At 70.3% G+C, this 18,902-nt stretch carries 15 protein-coding genes and 1 pseudogene; 4 read left to right on the top strand and 12 right to left on the bottom strand.

Translation table 11 applies throughout. The features are described from left to right. The gene (locus OG214_RS03460) at positions 1-564 is read right to left on the bottom strand and encodes a protease (RefSeq protein ID WP_405983726.1); all 564 of its coding nucleotides are present in this window, start codon (positions 562-564) and stop codon (positions 1-3) included. 341 nt (positions 565-905) lie between these two features. Between OG214_RS03460 and OG214_RS03455 the strand changes: the two genes are divergently transcribed. Next, a complete protein-coding gene (locus tag OG214_RS03455; RefSeq protein WP_363084382.1) occupies positions 906-1,856 on the top strand; it encodes a helix-turn-helix domain-containing protein in 951 nt (316 codons plus the stop codon). 196 nt (positions 1,857-2,052) lie between these two features. After that, on the top strand, positions 2,053-2,916 hold the full coding sequence (locus tag OG214_RS03450) for a helix-turn-helix transcriptional regulator (protein WP_363084381.1): 864 nt from the start codon (positions 2,053-2,055) through the stop codon (positions 2,914-2,916). A gap of 52 nt (positions 2,917-2,968) precedes the next feature. Here OG214_RS03450 and OG214_RS03445 read toward each other — a convergent pair whose 3' ends face one another. After that, positions 2,969-4,042, bottom strand: a complete 1,074-nt coding sequence (locus tag OG214_RS03445) for a hypothetical protein (RefSeq protein ID WP_405983725.1) — start codon at positions 4,040-4,042, stop codon at positions 2,969-2,971. A gap of 269 nt (positions 4,043-4,311) precedes the next feature. Between OG214_RS03445 and OG214_RS03440 the strand changes: the two genes are divergently transcribed. Next, on the top strand, positions 4,312-6,183 hold the full coding sequence (locus OG214_RS03440) for a LamG-like jellyroll fold domain-containing protein (protein ID WP_405983724.1): 1,872 nt from the start codon (positions 4,312-4,314) through the stop codon (positions 6,181-6,183). A 136-nt stretch (positions 6,184-6,319) separates the two neighbouring features. Here OG214_RS03440 and OG214_RS03435 read toward each other — a convergent pair whose 3' ends face one another. Further along, entirely contained in the window at positions 6,320-6,817 is a 498-nt protein-coding gene (locus tag OG214_RS03435) for a hypothetical protein (protein ID WP_405983723.1), read from the bottom strand. A gap of 51 nt (positions 6,818-6,868) precedes the next feature. Next, on the bottom strand, positions 6,869-7,435 hold the full coding sequence (locus OG214_RS03430) for a hypothetical protein (protein WP_405983722.1): 567 nt from the start codon (positions 7,433-7,435) through the stop codon (positions 6,869-6,871). Between the two features lie 300 nt (positions 7,436-7,735). Here OG214_RS03430 and OG214_RS03425 point away from each other — a divergent pair, with 300 nt between their 5' ends. Then, positions 7,736-9,121 carry an LCP family protein gene (locus OG214_RS03425; RefSeq protein ID WP_382857551.1) on the top strand — a complete coding sequence of 462 codons (1,386 nt, stop codon included), beginning with the start codon at positions 7,736-7,738 and terminating at the stop codon, positions 9,119-9,121. 61 nt (positions 9,122-9,182) lie between these two features. On the opposite strand, the gene OG214_RS03420 is transcribed toward OG214_RS03425, so the two are convergent. The 8 genes and pseudogenes from OG214_RS03420 to OG214_RS03385 all read right to left on the bottom strand — a co-directional run bounded on the left by OG214_RS03420 (position 9,183) and on the right by OG214_RS03385 (position 18,851). Next, positions 9,183-10,334 (bottom strand): serine hydrolase domain-containing protein, encoded by a 1,152-nt coding sequence (locus OG214_RS03420; RefSeq protein WP_405983721.1) that lies wholly within the window; start codon positions 10,332-10,334, stop codon positions 9,183-9,185. 89 nt (positions 10,335-10,423) lie between these two features. Beyond that, positions 10,424-11,188: pseudogene (locus tag OG214_RS03415) on the bottom strand (DUF6895 family protein); the annotation flags it as partial. A 183-nt stretch (positions 11,189-11,371) separates the two neighbouring features. Further along, entirely contained in the window at positions 11,372-13,663 is a 2,292-nt protein-coding gene (locus OG214_RS03410; RefSeq protein WP_405983720.1) for an APC family permease, read from the bottom strand. A 133-nt stretch (positions 13,664-13,796) separates the two neighbouring features. Beyond that, positions 13,797-14,864, bottom strand: coding sequence for an LLM class flavin-dependent oxidoreductase (locus OG214_RS03405; protein WP_382857534.1), 1,068 nt, complete (start codon positions 14,862-14,864; stop codon positions 13,797-13,799). Between the two features lie 90 nt (positions 14,865-14,954). Further along, positions 14,955-15,944 carry an ABC transporter substrate-binding protein gene (locus OG214_RS03400; protein ID WP_405983719.1) on the bottom strand — a complete coding sequence of 330 codons (990 nt, stop codon included), beginning with the start codon at positions 15,942-15,944 and terminating at the stop codon, positions 14,955-14,957. Between the two features lie 67 nt (positions 15,945-16,011). Next, complete coding sequence (locus OG214_RS03395) at positions 16,012-16,764, bottom strand: amino acid ABC transporter ATP-binding protein (protein ID WP_405987415.1); 753 nt, start codon at positions 16,762-16,764, stop codon at positions 16,012-16,014. A 140-nt stretch (positions 16,765-16,904) separates the two neighbouring features. Beyond that, positions 16,905-17,945 (bottom strand): amino acid ABC transporter permease, encoded by a 1,041-nt coding sequence (locus tag OG214_RS03390; RefSeq protein WP_405983718.1) that lies wholly within the window; start codon positions 17,943-17,945, stop codon positions 16,905-16,907. Positions 17,946-17,960: 15 nt separating this feature from the next. Next, positions 17,961-18,851 (bottom strand): ABC transporter substrate-binding protein, encoded by an 891-nt coding sequence (locus tag OG214_RS03385; protein ID WP_405987414.1) that lies wholly within the window; start codon positions 18,849-18,851, stop codon positions 17,961-17,963. Positions 18,852-18,902: the final 51 nt, after the last annotated feature.

Below are 18,902 nucleotides of genomic sequence, written 5' to 3'. Positions count from 1 at the left end.
TCAGGCGCCCGTGGTGGAGCCGGGGCGGATGATCATGAGGACCGTCACGGTGGCCCAGAGAAGATTGAAGATCCCGGTGACCATGGCCAGTCGCGCGGTCGCCCGGCGTCCCGGCGGTTCGGGGGCGGGGCTCGTGGGCCTCGTGGGCGAGGCCGGCGCGGGAGCCGGGGTGTTGTGACCGGGCACCGTCGCTGTCGCTGCCTCTGTCGCCGTCGACTCGATCGCCTCGATTTCGGTCAACAGGGCTTCCTGGCGAGGCAGTACGAGCGCGCCGAGGGCGATGGCCGCGAACGCGGTCAGAACGATCGAGACGATCAGCCAGGTGTCCCCGAGCACACCCATCGAACTCGCGGTGGCGAACCCGAAGACGGGCACCGTCAGGCCGATGACGGCGTAGACGCGGCAGATCCGGTGCAGCAGACGCACCCACGCCACCGCCTGCCGGTCGCCGGGCTCGGCCAGTGCCCGGCGGACGGTCGGCGGAAACATACTGGCGGCCACGGTGACCGGTCCGATCGCGACGATCGCGGCCAGGACATGAACGGCAAGCAGGAATTTCGTCACAGGTGGGTGCTTTCTCAGGCGTGCGGCTGGGGCGGCATGCGGTGGGCGACGGCATCGGAAGGAGGTGCGGAGGCCTACCGCGCGGGAAGCCGTGCCCGACGTTAGGCGTGGGTTCCGCCCCTCAGTAGTGGCTTGAGTGCCAGGTTTCAACGGATTCTCGCCAGGTGCCGCGAGTCAGGTGAAAGCGGACACCATGCCGACATGGCACAGGCGCGGTACCGGCATCCAGGGGCGCTCACCGGCGCACATCGCCGCGCGGTGGGGACGATACGGACACGTCACCGCAGCGTCCCCGCTCCGACGCCCTTGGCCGTGAGCCGTTCCTGCCCTAGCCTCTCGCCATGCACACCGTGGCCGTACTCGCGCTCGAACAGGTCGTCTCCTTCGACCTCGCCACCCCCATCGAGGTGTTCTCCCGCACCCGTCTGCCGGACGGCCGCGCCGCCTACCGCGTCCTGATCTGCGCCGCCACGGAAGAGGTCGACGCCGGTCCGTTCGTGCTGCGCGCCCCGCACGGTCTCGACCGGCTGCGCGAGGCGGACACGATCATCGTCCCCGGCACCCTGGAGCACGCGGGACCGGTCCCCGTCGCCGTGCTCGACGCGCTGCGCGAGGCCGCGGCGGCCGGCACCCGTATCGCCTCCATCTGCGCCGGCGCCTTCGTACTCGCCGCCACCGGTCTCCTCGACGGGCTGCGCGCCACCACCCACTGGATCGCGGCCGACCGTCTCGCGGCCCTTCACCCCGAGATCGCCGTCGACCCCGATGTGCTCTACGTCGACAACGGACAGTTCCTCACCTCGGCGGGAGCCGCCGCCGGACTCGATCTCTGTCTGCACATGGTCCGCAAGGACCACGGCTCGGCCGTCGCGGCCGACACGGCCAGGCTGTCGGTCATGCCCCTCGAACGCGAAGGCGGCCAGGCCCAGTTCATCGTCCACGCCCAGCCGCCCGCACCGTCCGGATCCCTCATGGAACCGCTCCTGAGGTGGATGGACGAGAACGCCGACCGGGATCTGACCCTGGAGGACATCGCCGCGCGGGCCAGGATGAGCAGCCGTACCCTCAGCCGGCGCTTCCGCGAACAGACCGGCACCACGCCGCTGCGGTGGCTCCACCGCGCCCGTGTCCGCCGCGCCCAGTACCTTCTGGAGACCACCACCCACTCCGTCGACCGCATCGCCGCGCAGGCGGGATTCGGCTCGCCCACGGCCTTCCGTGAACGCTTCAAGCGTGTCGTCGGCACCAGCCCGCACACCTACCGGCGCGCCTTCCGCGGCCCCGGCGGTTGAGCGGCGCCCATCGAGAGGCCCCGAGAGGCCTGAGAGGCCTGAGCGCCCCCGGTGCCGCCGGTCCGGGGGCGGCTCCCCGGTGACGTCCGTGACTCAAGTGACATGACGAGTGAACTCTGCGATCAACATGGCATCCCCACATACCAGTTGCTGTGGCACACTGCCCGAAAACGGTGGTGTTGCTCGGGGGTGGGACATGAGCGAACCGCGGTCTGCCCCGACGATCGGGCAGCTCGTTCTCAGTAGGCAGTTGCGTGCCCTGCGCGAGAAGGCGGGGCTGAGCAGGGAGCAGGCCGGCAGGCTGCTGCGGATCACCGCGGCCACCATCCGGCGGATGGAGACGGCCGAGGTCGGGCTCAAGATCCCGTATCTGCAGATCCTGCTGCCCGCGTACGGTGTGTCCGAGGCGGAGGCCGCGATATTCGTGCGGCTGGCCGAGGAGGCGAACGAGCCGGGCTGGTGGCAGCGTTTCCATGACGTACTCCCGGAGTGGTTCAGCGGCTATGTCAGCCTCGAAGAGGCCGCCACGACCATCCGGGTCTACGAACCGCACTTCGTACCGGGTCTGCTCCAGACCGAGGACTACGCCCGCCAGGTCCTGACCACGGGCGCGCTGGGGAGGACGGCCGACTCCGAGCGGATAGAGCGCCATGTCTCCCTGCGCTGCCGGCGCCAGGCGCTGCTCACCCGCGCCGACGCACCGGCCTACTGGGCCGTCCTGGACGAGACCGTCCTGCGCAGACCCGTCGGCTCGGCGGCGGTGATGCGGGCGCAGATCGACCGTCTGATCGAGGCGACCGAGCAGCCCAATGTGACGCTCCAGATAGCCGAGTTGGAAGCGGGACACCACCCCGGGACGTACAGCCCGTTCGTACTGTTCCGCTTCGACGTCCCCGAAGTGCCCGACATGGTGTACATCGAGTATCTGACGGGCGCGCTCTATCTGGACGAAGCGGGCGAGGTCGCCGAGCACATGGAGGCGATGGACCGCATGGTGGCCCACGCGGAGCCCGCGAGCCGCACCAAGGAACTGCTCACCGTGCTCCGCAAGGAGTTCTGACCCGGGGCGAGCCGATCTGCCCGCCCGCCGGCTCATCACCCCGCGGCACGCCCTAGAACGGGTAGCTGTACGGACGGGCCCGCACCTGGTCGTAGATCGCGCGCAGCCATGGCTGCCGGACGGCGGGCAGGCGTGCCAGAGTGTGGAGGAAGACTTCCGGGTCCGGCTGGAACCGGCTCCCCGGACGCAGCGGCAGCGGATCGTCGCGGAGGACTCCGTCAGGCAGTCCACCTGTCGCCGGGACCCGCGGTCCTTCCTCGGGGAAGGCCAGCCGCAGCCACACACCGGCGGGCAGGGGCACGGTCGGCATGGCGCCGGAGGGCTGCCAGGGTTCCCCCGTCACCGTATTCCGCGGTACCAGCAGGATGTCGGGGGCAGGATCCGGGACGGAAAGGCCCGGTCCGGCCAGTGCCACGCTCTTCGCCGGCGCCCCGGCCGGCAGCAGCGCGCCGAGAGCGTGGCCGAAGAAGTCCGCCACAAGGCCGTCGGGCACGGTCACGGGTGCCCCCGCCGAGGCCGCCAGCAGATACGCCAGTCCTGCCCCGACGGCCGCCGCCCACTGCGGGCTCCGGTCCCCGCGCTGATCGACCGGTGGCGGGCCCTGCCGCTCCCGCATCGCCGCCGTCTCCCAGCCGGCCCGGCCGGCGGGCTCGTCCGAGGGCTCGTCGGCGGGCAAGGCGCGTACGGCGTCCGGAGCGAACCACACCGACTGCCAGAGCGAGCAGTCGTCGATACGGGTCGCCACGGCCCGTCCGCACCGCTCGCACGCGAGGTTCGGGCCGTCGCCGCCGTCCAGCCCGCAGCAGTAGCCGTCGCACCGCTCCGGGATCAGGACGGTGCCGCGTGTGTCACCGGGCGCGACGACGATCGCTCCCGGTGCGGCGAAGGACAGGGCGTACACCGGCGCGAACACGCCACGGGCCGCCGCCGTGTCCGCCCCGACCTCGCTCCACGACCGCCAGGGCGGCCCCCAGGGCGCCGGGTCGACGGCGTACGTGCCCGGATCCATGAGCACGGGGAGCAGTACGCCGTTTCCCCAGGTCTGGTGAGCATGGGCCGGCAGCGCGACCCGCGAGACCGAAGCGCTCAGCACGGCGTCGCACCCCGCGCACGTGAACACCGTCATGCACCCTCCCTGCCCCTGATGGCCGGATCATCCCCCCGCTCCCCGACCGAAGGCCAACGGATTTCGCGCGGTGCCGCGGTGACTGACCGGACGGTTCCCCTGCCCGGAGACCGACTCGCCCTCCGCCGGTGCCTGTTCGGCACACTCGCGTGCGTACCGGCCCATACGTACCGCGAACGGGCAGATGGCGTTCAGTTGTCCGCCATCGTCGCGCCATGGCTGATCAGAACAGTGCGGCTGACACAGATGTACAGCGCAGGGAGTTCGACATGAGCACAGCAGACAACCACGGCAAGCCGGCGAGAAGGACGCTGCTTCAGGCGGCCCTCGCCGTGCCGGCCGCGGGGGCGGCGGCGACCCTGTTCGACGCGGCACCGGCGCAGGCGGCGTCGAGCGGCGAGACCGGTCGGTTCGACAGCGTCAGCCCCCGGTTCGCGGTGGCGGTCCTTCCCGACACCCAGTACCTCTTCGACGCCGACAGCTCCGACCCGGCGCCGCTGCGCGAGACCTTCGACTACCTGGTGAAGGAGCGGAAGGAGGCCAACATCGCGTTCATGACACACCTCGGTGATGTCACCGAGCACGGCACCAGCGAAGAGATCGAGCTGGCCGCCGACACCTTCCGTACACTCGACGGCAAACTGCCCTACAGCGTGCTCGCGGGCAACCACGACATCAACGGCGCCGACGACCAGCGCGGTGACTCCGCCTATCTGAGGGCCTTCGGACCGGCGCGCTACGCGTCCATGCCGACCTTCGGCGGTTCCTCGCGCGACGGTTACAACAGCTACCACGTGGTGAACGCCGCGGGACGCGAGTGGCTGGTCCTCGCCCTGGACTGGCGTGTGTCCGACGCGGGGCTGGACTGGGCGCGCTCGGTACTCGACCAGCATCCGACGCTGCCGGCCATCCTGACCACCCATGACATCGCCTCGTCCGGCGACGACGGCAAGGCCCAGCTCTCGGGCAACGGGCAGCGGCTGTGGGACGGCCTCATCCGCGACCACGACCAGATCTTCCTCGCGCTCGGCGGTCACTACTGGCCGCCCGGCCGTACCGTCCTGACCAACGGCGCGGGCAATGACGTCCATGTCCACATCACCAACTACCAGGACCGCTACTACGGCGGGGCCGGGATGATCCGGCTGTACGCCTTCGACCTCGCGCGCGGAGTCGTCGACGTCGAGACGTTCTCGCCCTGGTTCCTCGCGCGCAACCCGGAGAAGCGGACACCGCTGGAGGCCGAGACGATCGAACTGACCGGTCCCACCGACCGGTTCAGCCTGGACATCGACTTCGCCACCCGGTTCGCGGGCTTCGCCCCTGTCGTACCGCCGCCGGCCCGTCCGGCCTCCGCCGTGATGCCGCGCGGCACCGTCGCCTACTGGCGCTTCGACTCCTCCGGGCTCGGGGGCGCGGGCACGGCGGGCGCGCCCGTCGCCGACGGAAAGGTCGCGCGCGATCTGACCGGCAACGGCAACGACCTGACCGTGAGCCGACTGCACTCCAGCGGCGCCGACGCGCTCACCTGGTCGGACGACCACCACGCGGGCCAGCCGGCCCACGCGAGCCTGCGCTTCGACGGCGGGAAGTCCCCCGACCGCGGCGCCATCCTCACCACCACCGCCAACGCGCCGCTCAACAGCACGAAGTTCACCTCGGGTTACACCATCGAGACCTTCATCAAGCTGCCGGAGCCCTTCGAGGGCGATCACGCCTGGATGGGCATCCTGAGCTGGGAGGGACGCAACAGCGAGGCGGGCAAGACCACCGGCTGGTCGCCCGACGAGCCCACCTGCAGCCTCAACATCTCCCCGGAGCGGTTCATCCAGTTCGTCGTCTACGCACACCGCCAGGACGCCGACCCCACCTCATGGAGCCACGCCCTGCCGGTCGGACGGTGGACGCACATCGCCGTCGTCAACGACGGTCACCGTACGGTCATCTACGTCGACGGCTCGAAGATCGCCCGTAACCCCACGCAGGAGTCGACCGGTATCGCGACGCTGGGCAAGCCCTTCGTCATCGGCGGGACCCAGTTCGACGAGCAGTTCGGCCAGGGCTTCTACGGCTGGGTCGGTGACACCCGCATCGTGGAGCGTGCGCTCAGGCCGAAGGAGTTCCTCACGCCGTTCGAGTAAACGCTGTAGTGGCGAGCGGCGTACGGGTAGCCGCTGTACGGGTAGCCGCATGCGGGCAACCGGCGCCCGGCCGCCCCGCCGTTCCCGCCGCCGCCCTGTCCCCGGCTCCATCGCCGGGGGCGGGGCGGCGGTCCCGTCAGGACGTCCCGCCGCGGCGGCGCCTGCGGTTGCCCAGACCCGCGTGGACGCCCCGGCCCCGCCGCCAGTGGTGGGTGAGCAGCAGGAAGACCGTGGCGAGGACGGCGACCGCCATCGCGACGACGGCGACGAACTTCTCGTCGTACCACTTCGGTTCGTACATGTTCGGGATCGGCCCGAGCGTGCCGACATCGACGTACCGGTACACGAACACCAGCGCCAGACCTCCGGCGGCGACGCACCAGGCGAAGAGATCGCTGATCAGCCGGTGCCAGACCAGGACGAGCAGCGCCGCCAGCGCGGCCAGACCGGCCTCGATACGGAAGAGCGTGCCCTGGCTGATGTTCTCGGAGACGAGGTCGTAGCGGGGGGCGAGATCGGCGTGGACATAGGCGTCCACGGCCAGGGCGACGGCGGCCACCAGCCGGGCCGCTCCCCGCAGCACACGGAGCTTGCGTCCGCGATGGGGGGATACGACGGACGTGTCTGATGGCATCGCTTCTCCTGTCTCACCGGTGGCCAGGGGGTTCGGAGGCGGGGGCGGGGATCAGTAGAGACCGCCGGTGTCCTGCTGCGGGGTGGTGTTCCTGTTGCCCGCGGTGTCGACGACGTACCACCTGTGCTGGAAGGAGATGTCGCCCTGGCCGTTGGTGTCGCCGGGCTTGCGGTCGAGTTCGAACGTATAGAGGGGATGCCCGTTGTAGGTGACCTGCCGGGCGCCGTCACCGCGGACGGCGACGGCCAGCAGGCTCTCCTCGACCCCGCCGCCACCCGAGGCCGCCCTCTTCACCACGGTCAGCGGATGCCAGATCTTCACACAGGGCCCCGTACAGGTGGACAGGTTCCTTCTGTCCCCCTCGAAGAGATAGAGGGTCCGGTCAGCGCCGTCGACCAGGATCCTGCCGAGCGGGGTGGACCGTGCGGACACCTCGTCCCTGTCCACGCCGGGCGAGGACGGGCCCGAGGGGGTGGGCGCGTCCGCCGCGAGGCCGTCGGGTGCCTCGGACCGCGCCGCCGGTGAGCCGCCTCCGCCACTGTCGGCACAGCCGGCCGCCGCCGCGACGCAGAGCAGCGCCACGGCCATGACACCGGCCGTACTGGACGTGCTCCCCATCGAGGCTCCTCCGATCCGGCCCTCACGCGGACGGCACACCGACCGCCCGGCCGGGGCCGCACCCTCCACTACACGGCACCCGCGGACCCCGGGCCACCGGACAGAGCCGTCCGACGTACCCTGCCGCCCGCTCCCGCGGGCCCGTGGTGTGGTGCTCCCGGTCGGCTTCGGTACCCCTGTTCGACGCGTGGCCGATCCTCGTTCTCGCCTGAATGATTGTCCGACACATCCGGCACATCGGGCACGTCACTCCCCGTACGATCCGTTCCACGACCGGGCCGCAGCAAGGAGTTTGACGCCGTGAACGCAGTACGGACGAGCCCGGGGAACCGGCCCGCGCGGAGCGGGGGACGCCCGCGCTCCCCGCGCCGTCGGATCGGACGCTGGATCGCCCTGGCCGCCGCCCTTCTGGTGCTGGGCACATCGGGGGCGGGCGGCTGGCTGTACACCCGGCTCAGCGGCAACATCCAGGGTGCGGGCGTGGACGACGCGATCGGCGACAACCGGCCCGGGGCCACCCAGGGCGGGCAGAACATCCTGGTCATCGGCTCCGACAGCCGTGAAGGCGCGGGGGACGGCTACGGCCGGGGGCTGACCACCATGCAGTCCGACACCCTGCTGCTGCTCCATGTCGGCGGCAGCGGGAAGTGGGCCACGGTGGTGTCCTTCCCGCGTGACTCCTGGGTCCGGATCCCGGCCTGCGACCAGGGGGACGGCACCTTCTCCGTACCGCACGACTTCAAGATCAACGAGGCGTTCGCGATCGGCGGTTCCACCGGGGACACCGGCAAGGCCGCCGCCTGCGTGATCAAGACAGTCGAGCAGAACACCCGTGTCCGCGTCGACCACTTCCTCGTCGTGGACTTCCGGGGATTCACGGGAATGATCAACGCCCTCGGGGGAGTCGAGATCTGTCCCGAGCGGCCCATCCACGACAGAAAGGCCCATCTCGATCTCCGCGCGGGATGCCAGACGGTGAAGGACAGCCAGGCCCTCGGCTATGTACGGGCCCGCTACAGTCTCGGCGACGGCACGGACATCGGCCGTATCGGCCGGCAGCAGGAGTTCATGCGGGCGCTCGCCGCCCGCGCCAAGGCGAGGCTCTACAACCCCCGGGCCCTGTACGGATTTCTCGACTCGGCCACCGGGTCGCTGACCACCGATCCCGAACTGGCCGGCCTCAAGCCCCTCTACGAGCTGGCCTCCGGCCTCAAGTCGCTGCCCACGGAACGGATCTCCTTCCTGACCGTGCCCAACTACCCCCGGGAACGGGACGTTCCCAGTGACAGGGCCAATGTCGTCTGGAACGGGCCCGCCGCCCAGCGGCTGTTCACCGCCCTCACCCTCGACCGGGAGATGACCGGGGCCCCGCTGGCGGCGGCGGCCCGTCAACTGCCCCCGGCGGCGGCCACCGTGGCGGTGACGGTCCTCAACGGTACGGGCGTGCCCGGCAAGGCCCGGGAGACGGCCGACCGGCTGAGGGGGCTCGGCTTCCGGATCAGCGGCACCGGCAACGCGCCCGCGCCGGCCGACCGCACCACGCTCAGCTATCCGGAGGGTCTCGCGGACCAGGCCAGGGCGGTCGCCGCGCGGCTTCCCGGTCTTGTCCCCGTCCGGTCCGACCGGGCCGCGCCGGGCACGGTGACGCTCACCATCGGCCCCGATCTGCCCGCGGTCACCGGATGAGCGGGGGTTGAGCGGCCGGTGAAGCCGCGGCCCGTGAGGAACGGCTCCGATGTCTCCGATGTCACGACTGTCCCGACAGCGACAGCAGCGTCCCGTAGGCGCTCTGGATGAATCGCTGGTCGGCGGACGGCGCGGTGTTGGCCAGGGCGACCACGGCGGTCCGGTGCCGGGGACTGAATCCGGCGAACGCCGTGAAACCACGGGTGCCGCCGGAGTGGTGATAGACATCGCCGTCCGGCCGGACGCGGATGTTCCAGACGAGCGCCAGCCGTCTGGTACCCCCGCGCAGTGCGAGTCGTGGACGGACCACATCCGCCAGTGCCGCCCGCAACGGCGCGGACAGTGACAGTGACAGGGAATCGGCGCCGGTTCCGGTGTTGCTCGTGGTGCCGGTGTCGGTGCCGGTTCCGGTGTCGGTCCCGGTCCCGGTGCTGGTGGTGACCGGAGCGTCCGGCGAGGCATCGGGTGAGGTGTCGAGGAGGGCGTCGAGCAGGGTCAGCAGATCGCGGGCGCTGGAGCGGATCGCGCCCGCCCCGGCGAGACCCGGGATGTGCCAGGGCGGCCGGGCGCGGCCGTGCCAGTAGCCGGTGGCCTGTCGAAGACCCGGCGCGCAGCCGGTCCGGTGCAGCCCGAGCGGGTCCAGGATCCGGTCCGCCAGCAGTTCCCCGTACCCCAGCCGGCCGGGCACGGCACGGCCGAGGAGATGACCGAGCAGCCCCACCCCGAAGTTGGAGTACCGCACCCGGTCACCGGGCCGGGCGAACGGACGGGTCCTCGCGAGCGCGCGCAGCAGATCGTCGGTGCGGAAGCCCTCGTACGGATTGGTGAACCAGCGCGGCGCCGCCCCGGCGAGCAGGCCGGGGGGCAGCCGGGGCAGCCCCGAGGTGTGGGTGGCGAGATGGAGCAGGGTGATGGGCCCGCCGCGCGGTACGGGTACGCGGTCGGGAGGCAGCAGCCGGGTGAGGGGATCGCCGTACGAGACCTCGCCGCGGGCGGCCAGTTCGGCGAGCAGCAGCGCGGTGAAGCACTTGGTGAGCGAGCCGGTCTCGAAGCGGGTGTCGGCCGTGACCGGGGCGCCGCCGTGCGCGGTACGGCCGTAGGTCACCACGGCCCGCCGGTCGCCCTGGCGGATCGCGACGGCCACCCCGCTCGCTCCGCGGGCGGAGGCGGCGATGGCCGAGGCCGGACCGCGGGCCCACTCCGGCGCTCGCACCGGCCGGTCGTGAGCCGCTGTCGCGTACGCCGTCCCCACTGCTTCCGATGACACCGCTTCCGATGACACCGTCCCCATCGCGCCCGATGTCATGGGCGGGCGCCGAGGGTGCGGGAGAGGGCGAGCGTACCGGCGACCGCGGCGACCACAGTGGTGTGGTGGTGCGCCGCGAAGCGTTCGCCGGGATCCTCGCTGACGGGGTGTCCGTCGCGGGGCATCAGCCCGTCCTCGTGCTGGAGACGGGCCAGTCGCTCCCAGTCCGCCGGATCGCAGTACGGATCGGGCAGCGAACTCCCGACGATCATAAGCTCGGCCACCAGATCCCACTCGCCGATCTCGGCCCAGATGTCGATCCAGGCGGGCAGCCAGTCGCCGAGGTAGCGGGCCGTCCCGGCCGGCAGACCCGCCGGAATACGGCCCCAGTCGGTGAGATGGAAGACGGTGTGCGTCATGTTGTAGGCGGTCATCCAGTCGATGAGCCACGGTTCGGGAAATGAGCCCAGCCAGGTGGCCTCGGTCAGCGCGGCCCAGTCGACGGCGCGGTCGTCGTCCTGGCCGAAGCCGCCGACCCGGGCGGCGTTGGCGATCGCCAGCCGCCGGTTGGGCATCACCTCGACGGCGCGGGCGGAGCGGAGCGAGGTGGTGTGGGTGAGCAGCCGGTCCAGCGCCTGGTGGCGGTAGCCGCTCCGGGCGAAGTGGGCGTAGGTCTCCAGCGGGTCGCTCATCATCGGATAGCGCAGCAGCCGCTCATGGAGCATGGCCCCGGAGCCGAGTTGCTCCCAGCTGAAGTCCAGCAGTTCACGGGCGAGCCGCAGTTCGGCGCTGCCGGCCACCGCCTCACGCAGGACGAGGGAGGCGGCGAGAGCATGGGCTCCTCGTGTAGACGCACTTGCCCTATCTGGGCAGTGCCATCGCTCACCCTAGATCGAAACGGATAAACCGACCAATTGGAATGAATGGTGAGCATTCAATCCGCTCTTCGGGCTGGGCTCCCTGAAGGCCTACGCCGTCTCACTGCCCGGCAGGTCCACACCCCGTCATCCCTCCACATGGAAGGGGACGGTCGTCACCACGATCTTCGGCAGCGGCCGGAGCGCCCGCCGCAGCCGCCCGGCGAGCGGGCTGTGGAGCAGCCGGTGCCACCAGTGCCGTACGACGATCTCCGGAAGGATCACGGTGATGGTCAGATCGGGTCGCTGATGGTGCAGCTGCTCGATATAGCTGATCAGCGGGGTCACGATGGCCCGATAGGGGGAGAGGACGATTCTCAGCGGCAGATGGTCCCCCCACAGGAGCCAGCCCTCACGGAAACGTTCGGCGTCCTCGTCGCTCGGACTGACATGCAGGGCCAGAACGGGCTGCTGGAGGGAGGCCGCGTAGGCCATCGCGCGCATGCTCGCCTGATGCAGCGCGTCCACCAGGACGACGGAGAGATGGCGGATCTCCTCGGGGGTGTCCTCTCTCTCCTCGTCCTGCTCCCTTCGGGGGAGCACGTCTTCTGACGGCCCCTCGGCACCACCGGGTGCCTTCTCCGGGGTACGCGCCCCCGGCCGCGGCGGGAGCGTACGGCTCGGGATCTCGATCAGCTTGGAGTGCAGCCGCAGCGCCCGGCGCACCATGTCGTAGTGGCGCCGGATCCTGGTCGTCACCAGCAGGAACAGGGCGACGGTGAGGAGGGCGAGCCAGGCCCCCTCGGTGAACTTGGTGATGCCCGCGGTGATGAAGACGACGGCCGAGAGCAGGGCGCCCACCCCGTTGAAGACGAGGCTTTTGCGCCAGTGCCGCTCGCGCCTGCGCCACCAGTGGACCACCATGCCGCTCTGCGAGAGGGTGAAGGCGAGAAAGACCCCGACGGCGTACAACGGAATGAGTGACGCGGTCTTCCCGTCGAAGGCGGCATAGACCACCGCCGCCGCCACGGAGAGCAGGATGATTCCGTTGCTGAACGCCAGCCGGTCGCCCAGCCGCAGAAAGGTCCGTGGCGCGTGGTCGTCACGTGCCAGCAGATACAGCACCCGGGGGAAGTCGTTGTACGCGGTGTTCGCCGCGAGCAGCAGGATCAGAGCCGTCGCCGCCTGGATGAAGACATACATACCGCCCGAGCCGAAGGTGGTGTGGGCGAGCTGCGACAGGACCGTCTCCCGGGACTCGGGTACGACACCCGTCAGATGGACCAGTGCGATCGTGCCGGCGAACAGGGTGACGAGCAGTCCGATCATCCACGACAGCGTCGTACGCGCGTTGCGCCAGGAGACGGACTCGAACGCGGGTACCGCGTTGGAGATCGCCTCGATACCGGTCATCGCCGTGGAGCCGGAGGCGAACGCCCGCATCACCAGCAGCAGACCGACCCCCTCGACGGCGTGCGGCGGCGGGGCCGGGGTGGCCTCGAAGCCGCGTCCCGACGCGTCGTACAGCCCCACGGCCACCAGCGAGAAGATGGCGAGGACGAACGCGTAGGTGGGCGCGGCGAACAGCGCCCCGGCCTGTTTGACACCGCGCAGATTCCCCGCGAGCAGAACGGCGATGACCAGCAGACCGATCAGGACGACATCGTCCGAGAGCCCCGGAAGCGCCGAGGTGACCGCCGCCATCCCGGACGAGACCGAGACGGCGACCGTGAGGACGTAGTCCGTCATCAGTCCGGCCGCGGCCACCAGTCCGGGCACCCGCCCGAGATTGTCCGTCGCGACGATGTACGACCCACCGCCGTGCGGATAGGCGCGGATCGTCTGACGGTACGACAGCCCGACCGCCAGCATCAGAAAGACGATCGCCCCGGCCACCGGCAGCGAATAGGCGAGCCCCGCGGTACCGGCCAGCACCAGTACGGCGAGCAGCGCCTCGGGACCGTACGCGACCGACGACAGCGCGTCCGCCGAGAGCACCGGCAGCGCCACGATCTTGCGCATCCGCTCCCGCGCGATCGCCGTGCTCCGCAGCGGCGCCCCGAGGACCGCGTGCCGGATCCGCGGCCCGAGCGCGGGCGGCTCCGTCCGGCTCTCCACCGTCTCCATGTCACCGGTCCCGGCGGGCGGCGGCAGCCCGCCGAGCGGAGGTACCCGTACGATCCGGCCGAAGCGTGCCGGGGTGATCTGCGCGGGCTCGGGATAGCGGCCGATGTCGGGGTCCACGGGCAGTGCCGCGCGCCACGCGTCGCGGGCGGCGGACACCCGCCCCCACTCGCGGCCCACCTGACGCAGCACCATGGACTGCTCCGGGTCGAGCTTCTCCACGATGACGGGTTTGGGCGTGCCTTCGCTGTCCTCCGGTACCTGCCCCGGCCGGCCGTCTTCTCCCTGGTTATCCGTCACATGGGCGAGTCTCATCGCCAGGAGCGTGCCGACCGTCTCTCCCACGGCGGACGACACACGGGCGGTGACACCGACAACCCGTTCGGAGGTACGGCGAAGGCTCCGGGCGGGGCGGGGCAGGGCAGGACGGGACGGGGCGGGGCAGTGGCTAGTCGTTGTCGGCCCAGAGAGTGCTCGGTGCCTCGCGGCGGACCACCGGGGCGATCTCCTCCGCGAAGCGCTGGAGTTGCTCGCGCTGCTCGGGCAGGCTCAGCCCGAAGGCGTCCACGGTGATGGACTGGAGGTCGTGCCCGTAGACCTCGTGGTAGCCGAGGATCTTGTCGATGACACGCTGTGGACTGCCGATGAGCTGGGGCCCGTTCGCCACGGCGTCCTCGATCGTGCGGAACGGTGTGTTGTACCCCGCCTTGCCGACGAGCCGCGGCCGGAAGGTCTGGCGTATACGGGCCTCGTACTGCTCCTTGAAGTCCGTGACGGCCCGGTGCGTGGTGTCCGCGATGTAGAGACCGCCCGACCCCGCCGCCACCCGCGCCCGCGCCGGATCGTGTCCGTACTCCTCGAACTTCTCGCGGTAGTGACGGATGAGCCGTGCGTACGCCTCACGGGGCTGGACGGCGTTGGCGGTGAAGAGCGGATCGCCGTGCTTGGCCGCCAGCTCGGGGGAGTTGAGACTGGTGGCCGAGCCGTGCCAGACCACGGGCGGACCGGCGTAGGGACGCGGCACGGTGGTGACGCCCTTGAGCGGCGGCCGGAACCGGCCCTCCCAGTCGAGGTCTTCCTCGCGCCAGAGTCTGCGCAGCAGCTCGTACTTCTCCGCCTGGTACTCCCACTGCCGCTCCTCGTCCAGCCCGAAGAGATCGAAGTGCCCGGCCTCCGCCCCCTTGCCGATGACGAGTTCGATCCGCCCGCGGGAGAGCTGATCGAGCGTCGCGTAGTCCTCGGCCACCCGTACCGGATCCAGGATCGCCACCACGGTGACACCGGTGAGCAGCCGGATCCGCGAGGTGCGGGACACGATGGCGCCGAGGAGCACCGTGGGGCTGGAGGAGAGGAACGCACCCGCGTGCCGCTCCCCGACGGCATAGGCGTCGAAGCCGAGCCGCTCGGCCTCCACCCCCAGCTCCACGACTTCGTCGAGACGGTCGGCCGCGGAGAGGAGTTCCCCGGTGAGGGGGTGCGGTGCGTGGCCGACGATGGTGAGGACGGAGAACTTCATGGCTGCCTTCCGCTGGGTACGGGCCGGTCGGAGGGGAGCGGCCGGCGGAGGTCCGGGGCCCGGAGCGGGACCGGTGGTCCGGGGGCCCGGCTACTCGTCGGTCTTGGGCAGCCCCGGGGGGTTCAGCTCGGAGGACGGCACGGTCTCGTTCGACAGTCCCCAGCGCGCCAGGACCTTCTCGTACGTACCGTTCTCGATCACGGTGCCGAGCGCCTCATGGAGGGCCTTGATCAGACCGTTGTCCTTCTTGGTGGTGGCCGCGATCTTGCCCTGGACATCGGCTCCGCCGCCCGAGTAGGTGCCGATGATCTCGGTCTCCCCGGTGGAGGCCGCGTGGTACGCGGCGACGGGGTTGGGCCCGAGATAGGCGTCGAGGCGTCCGGAGCCGAGGGCGAGGTAGTAGTCGCTGGAGTTCTGGTAGTACTTGATGTCCGTCGCCTTCAGACCGTTCTCCACGTTCTGCTTGCTCCAGTCGACCAGCAGCTTCTCCTGGTTGGTGCCCGAGCCGACACCGATGGTCCGGCCCGCCACGTCCTTCGGGGCCGAGACCTTCCAGTCGCCGCCCTTCTTCGCCTCGAACGCGAGATTGTCCAGCCGGTAGGTGGCGAAGTCGTACTTCTCCTTGCGTTCCTCGGTGACGGTGATGTTGCTGAACCCCACGTCGTACTTGCCGCTGTCGAGACCGACGAAGATGTTCGCCCAGTCGACCGTGTGGTAGCTCGGCTTCAGCCCGAGGACATCCGCGATCAGCGAGGCGATGTCCGTCTCGACGCCGATGACGGTCTTGTCGTCGGTGGCGTAGAAGGCCAACGGCGGTACGGAACCGGCCGAGTTGACCACTTCGAGCGTGCCGCGATCGCGGATCGCCGCCGGGACGAGCGCGGCGATGGAGTCCACCTCGGGCGTGGTGATCCGCTTCTGGTCGGGGCTGAGATCGATCCGCAGACCGTCCTTGCTCCCGTCCTTGGCCACCACCTGCTCGGTGGAGCCGTCGGCGGAGTTGCCGCAGGCCGAGAGGGAGAGCGTGGCGACAAGGCCGAGAAGGGCGGCGGTGGTACGGAGGACGGGTCTGGACGGCACGGAGGGCTCCTCGTGGGAAGGACGCTGGGTCGAAAGGACGGTGGGTCGGTGGGACGGGAAGGGCGGGTCAGAGCACCTTGGAGAGAAACGCCTTGGTCCGCTCATGGCGCGGCCGGTCCAGGACCTCGGCGGGCGGCCCCTGCTCGACGATCACACCGTCGTCCATGAAGACGACGGTGTCGGCGACCTCACGGGCGAAGCCGATCTCATGGGTGACGACGATCATGGTGGTGCCGCTGCGGGCCAGGTCCTTGATGACATCGAGGACCTCGCCGACCAGTTCGGGGTCGAGCGCCGAGGTGGGCTCGTCGAAGAGCAGCACCTTGGGCTCCAGCGCGAGCGCGCGGGCGATCGCCACGCGCTGCTGCTGGCCGCCGGAGAGCTGTCGTGGATAGGCGGCGGCCTTGTCGGCCAGACCCACCCGCTCCAGCAGCCGTTCCGCCTGCTCGACGGCGGCCTTACGGGGGCGGCGCAGCGCCGAGACGGGAGCCTCGATGATGTTCTCGACCACGGTGAGATGCGGGAAGAGATTGAAGTTCTGGAAGACGAAGCCGATGTGCAGCCGCTGCTTCAGGACATCTCTCTCCTTGAGTTCATGCAGCTTGGAGCCGGAGCGGCGGTAGCCGATCAGCTCGCCGTCGATGCTGACGTACCCCCGGTTGAGCTTTTCGAGGTGGTTGATGCTGCGCAGCAGGGTCGACTTTCCCGAGCCGGAGGGGCCCAGTACGACGGTGACCTCGCCGGTGCGGACCTGGAGGTCGACCCCGCGGAGCACCTCCAGCGGGCCGAAGTTCTTGTGCACACCGCGTACGTCCACCATCAGATCGCCGGTGTCAGCGGTGGCGGTGCCGGTGGTGGCGGCGGTGTTTTGGGCGCGGTCACCGCGGTCCGCGCGGTCCGGGCGGTCCGCGGTGCTGTCCCGGTCGCCGCCGGGTGCCGGCTCGGGAGCAGTGTCCGTACTCATCGCGGGAAACCTCCGGTGGCGGCAGCGGCCCGCATCCTGCGGGTGAAGCTCCTGGCTCGCTGGAACGGGGTGGGCGGGGGAGTGCGCTCGGCCCCGCGCGCGAAGTGCCGCTCCACGTAGTACTGGGCGATGGACAGCAGGGTGGTCAGCAGGATGTACCAGGCGGTGGCGACCATCAGCAGCGGTACGACCCGGCCGTTGCGGCCGTAGATCACCTGAACCTGGTAGAACAGCTCGCCGATGGCCATCACGGAGACGATCGAGGTGCCCTTGAAGAGGGAGATGACCTCGTTGGCGGCGTTGGGCAGGATGCCGCGCATCGCCTGCGGCAGCAGGATGCGGCGTATCTGACGCGACCGGGGGATGCCCAGTGCCGCCGCGGCTTCGAGCTGTCCGCCCTCGACGGAGATGATCCCGCCGCGTACGATCTCGGCCGCGTAGGCTGCCTGATGCAGCGCCAGACCGATGACGGCGGCCGACATGGCGCCGACCAGGTTCATCGTGTCGAAGCTCCACAGGACGGGACCGAAGGGGATGCCGACCCCCAACTCCTGGTAGAGATAGGCCAGGTTGAACCAGAACAGAAGCTGGACGATCAGCGGGATCGAGCGGAAGGCCCAGATATAGGTCCAGGCGACCGTCTGGAGAATCACACTGCGCGACAGCCGCATAAAGGCGAGGACGACACCGAGGGCGAAGCCCAGCGCGGTCCCGTACGCGGTGAGCTGGAGGGTCACCCAGACGGCCCTCAGCACGCTGTCCGTGGAGAGATAGAGGAAGAAGGTCTCCCAGTCCCAGCCCGGATTGGTGGCCAGCCCGTGTACGAACTGCGCGACGACGACGAGCGCGGCGGCACCGGCCACCCAGCGCCAGTAGTGGCGCGCGGGCACGACCTTCAGCGCGGCGAGATCCTCCGTGCCCGGTGGTGACGCCTCCTTCGGCGAAGGGGCGGACGACGACAGGGCGTCCGTCGGCGTCACGGAGGACGACGGCGGCACGGACGGTCTGTCCGCCTCGGTGCCGGTTGCGGTATCCATCGGGGGCTCCTGCCGCTACTTCGTCTCGGGCGGGCTGATCCGGGACTCCTCGATGGCGGAATCCTGTGTCCCCCACTTCTTGAGAATCCGGTCGTATGTGCCGTTGTCGATCAGCTCGTTGACAGCACCTTGGAACGCCTTGAGCAGTGGGGAGCCCTTCTCGAAGGCGAAACCGACATCGAGCCGGTGGAACTCGCCGAGGAATCTGACCCCGGCCGCCGGCTGCGCGGCCTGGTAGCGCAGACCGTTGATGGTCGACATGACCACATCGATCCGGCCCTGCTGAAGGCTGGTCAGAAGGGCGCCGTTCTCGGAGAAGACCTTGACCGTGTACGGCTTCTCGCCGGCGTCCGCGCAGACACTCTTCCGGGAGTTCAGCGTCGCCTCGAAGGTGGTGCCCGCCGAGGTGCCGACGGTCTTGCCGCAGAGCTGGTCGAGCCGGGTCACCTTGTTCAGACCGGTGTCGTCCTTGCGGACGGCGAAGCCCTGTCCGTCATTGATGTAGGTGACGAAGTCGATCGTCTTGAGCCGCTCCTCGGTGACACCGAAGTTTCCGGTGCCCACGTCGTACTTGCCGCTGCTGAGCGCGGGCAGGATCGCCTCGAAACTGGCGTCCTGGCGCTCCAGCCTCAGCCCCAGCAGTTTGCCGACGGCGTCCGCGATGTCGATGTCGAGCCCCGCGGGCCGGCGGCTCGTCGCGTCGGGGAAGTACGCGCTGGGCGCCGCGCCCACGGAGGAGGCGATCCGGAGAGTCCCCTGTGCGCGGACGTTCTCGGGCAGCAGTTTCGCCAGCCCGGCGTTCTTCGTCAGCGAGGCGGCGACATCGTCGGACGGCGCGGGCGAGGCGGCGCCCGCCGTCTCCGCTCCGGACGATGTGTCCGCACCGCAGCCCGCCAGGACGGGCAGGAGCAGAGCGGCCAGAACGGCGGCCGGCAGCCGGCGGTGACGGCGTACGGA

The sequence above is a fragment of the Streptomyces sp. NBC_00872 genome, assembly GCF_045161915.1.
Taxonomy (GTDB): domain Bacteria; phylum Actinomycetota; class Actinomycetes; order Streptomycetales; family Streptomycetaceae; genus Streptomyces.
This window is presented reverse-complemented; position numbering and strand designations above follow the sequence as displayed.

Coding starts and splice junctions, on each gene's coding strand:
- OG214_RS03455 (WP_363084382.1), top strand. CDS start 906: ATGCACACCGTGGCCGTACTCGCGCTCGAACAGGTCGTCTCCTTCGAC.
- OG214_RS03450 (WP_363084381.1), top strand. CDS start 2,053: ATGAGCGAACCGCGGTCTGCCCCGACGATCGGGCAGCTCGTTCTCAGT.
- OG214_RS03445 (WP_405983725.1), bottom strand. CDS start 4,042: ATGACGGTGTTCACGTGCGCGGGGTGCGACGCCGTGCTGAGCGCTTCG.
- OG214_RS03440 (WP_405983724.1), top strand. CDS start 4,312: ATGAGCACAGCAGACAACCACGGCAAGCCGGCGAGAAGGACGCTGCTT.
- OG214_RS03435 (WP_405983723.1), bottom strand. CDS start 6,817: ATGCCATCAGACACGTCCGTCGTATCCCCCCATCGCGGACGCAAGCTC.
- OG214_RS03430 (WP_405983722.1), bottom strand. CDS start 7,435: ATGGGGAGCACGTCCAGTACGGCCGGTGTCATGGCCGTGGCGCTGCTC.
- OG214_RS03410 (WP_405983720.1), bottom strand. CDS start 13,663: ATGAGACTCGCCCATGTGACGGATAACCAGGGAGAAGACGGCCGGCCG.
- OG214_RS03405 (WP_382857534.1), bottom strand. CDS start 14,864: ATGAAGTTCTCCGTCCTCACCATCGTCGGCCACGCACCGCACCCCCTC.
- OG214_RS03395 (WP_405987415.1), bottom strand. CDS start 16,764: ATGGTGGACGTACGCGGTGTGCACAAGAACTTCGGCCCGCTGGAGGTG.
- OG214_RS03390 (WP_405983718.1), bottom strand. CDS start 17,945: ATGGATACCGCAACCGGCACCGAGGCGGACAGACCGTCCGTGCCGCCG.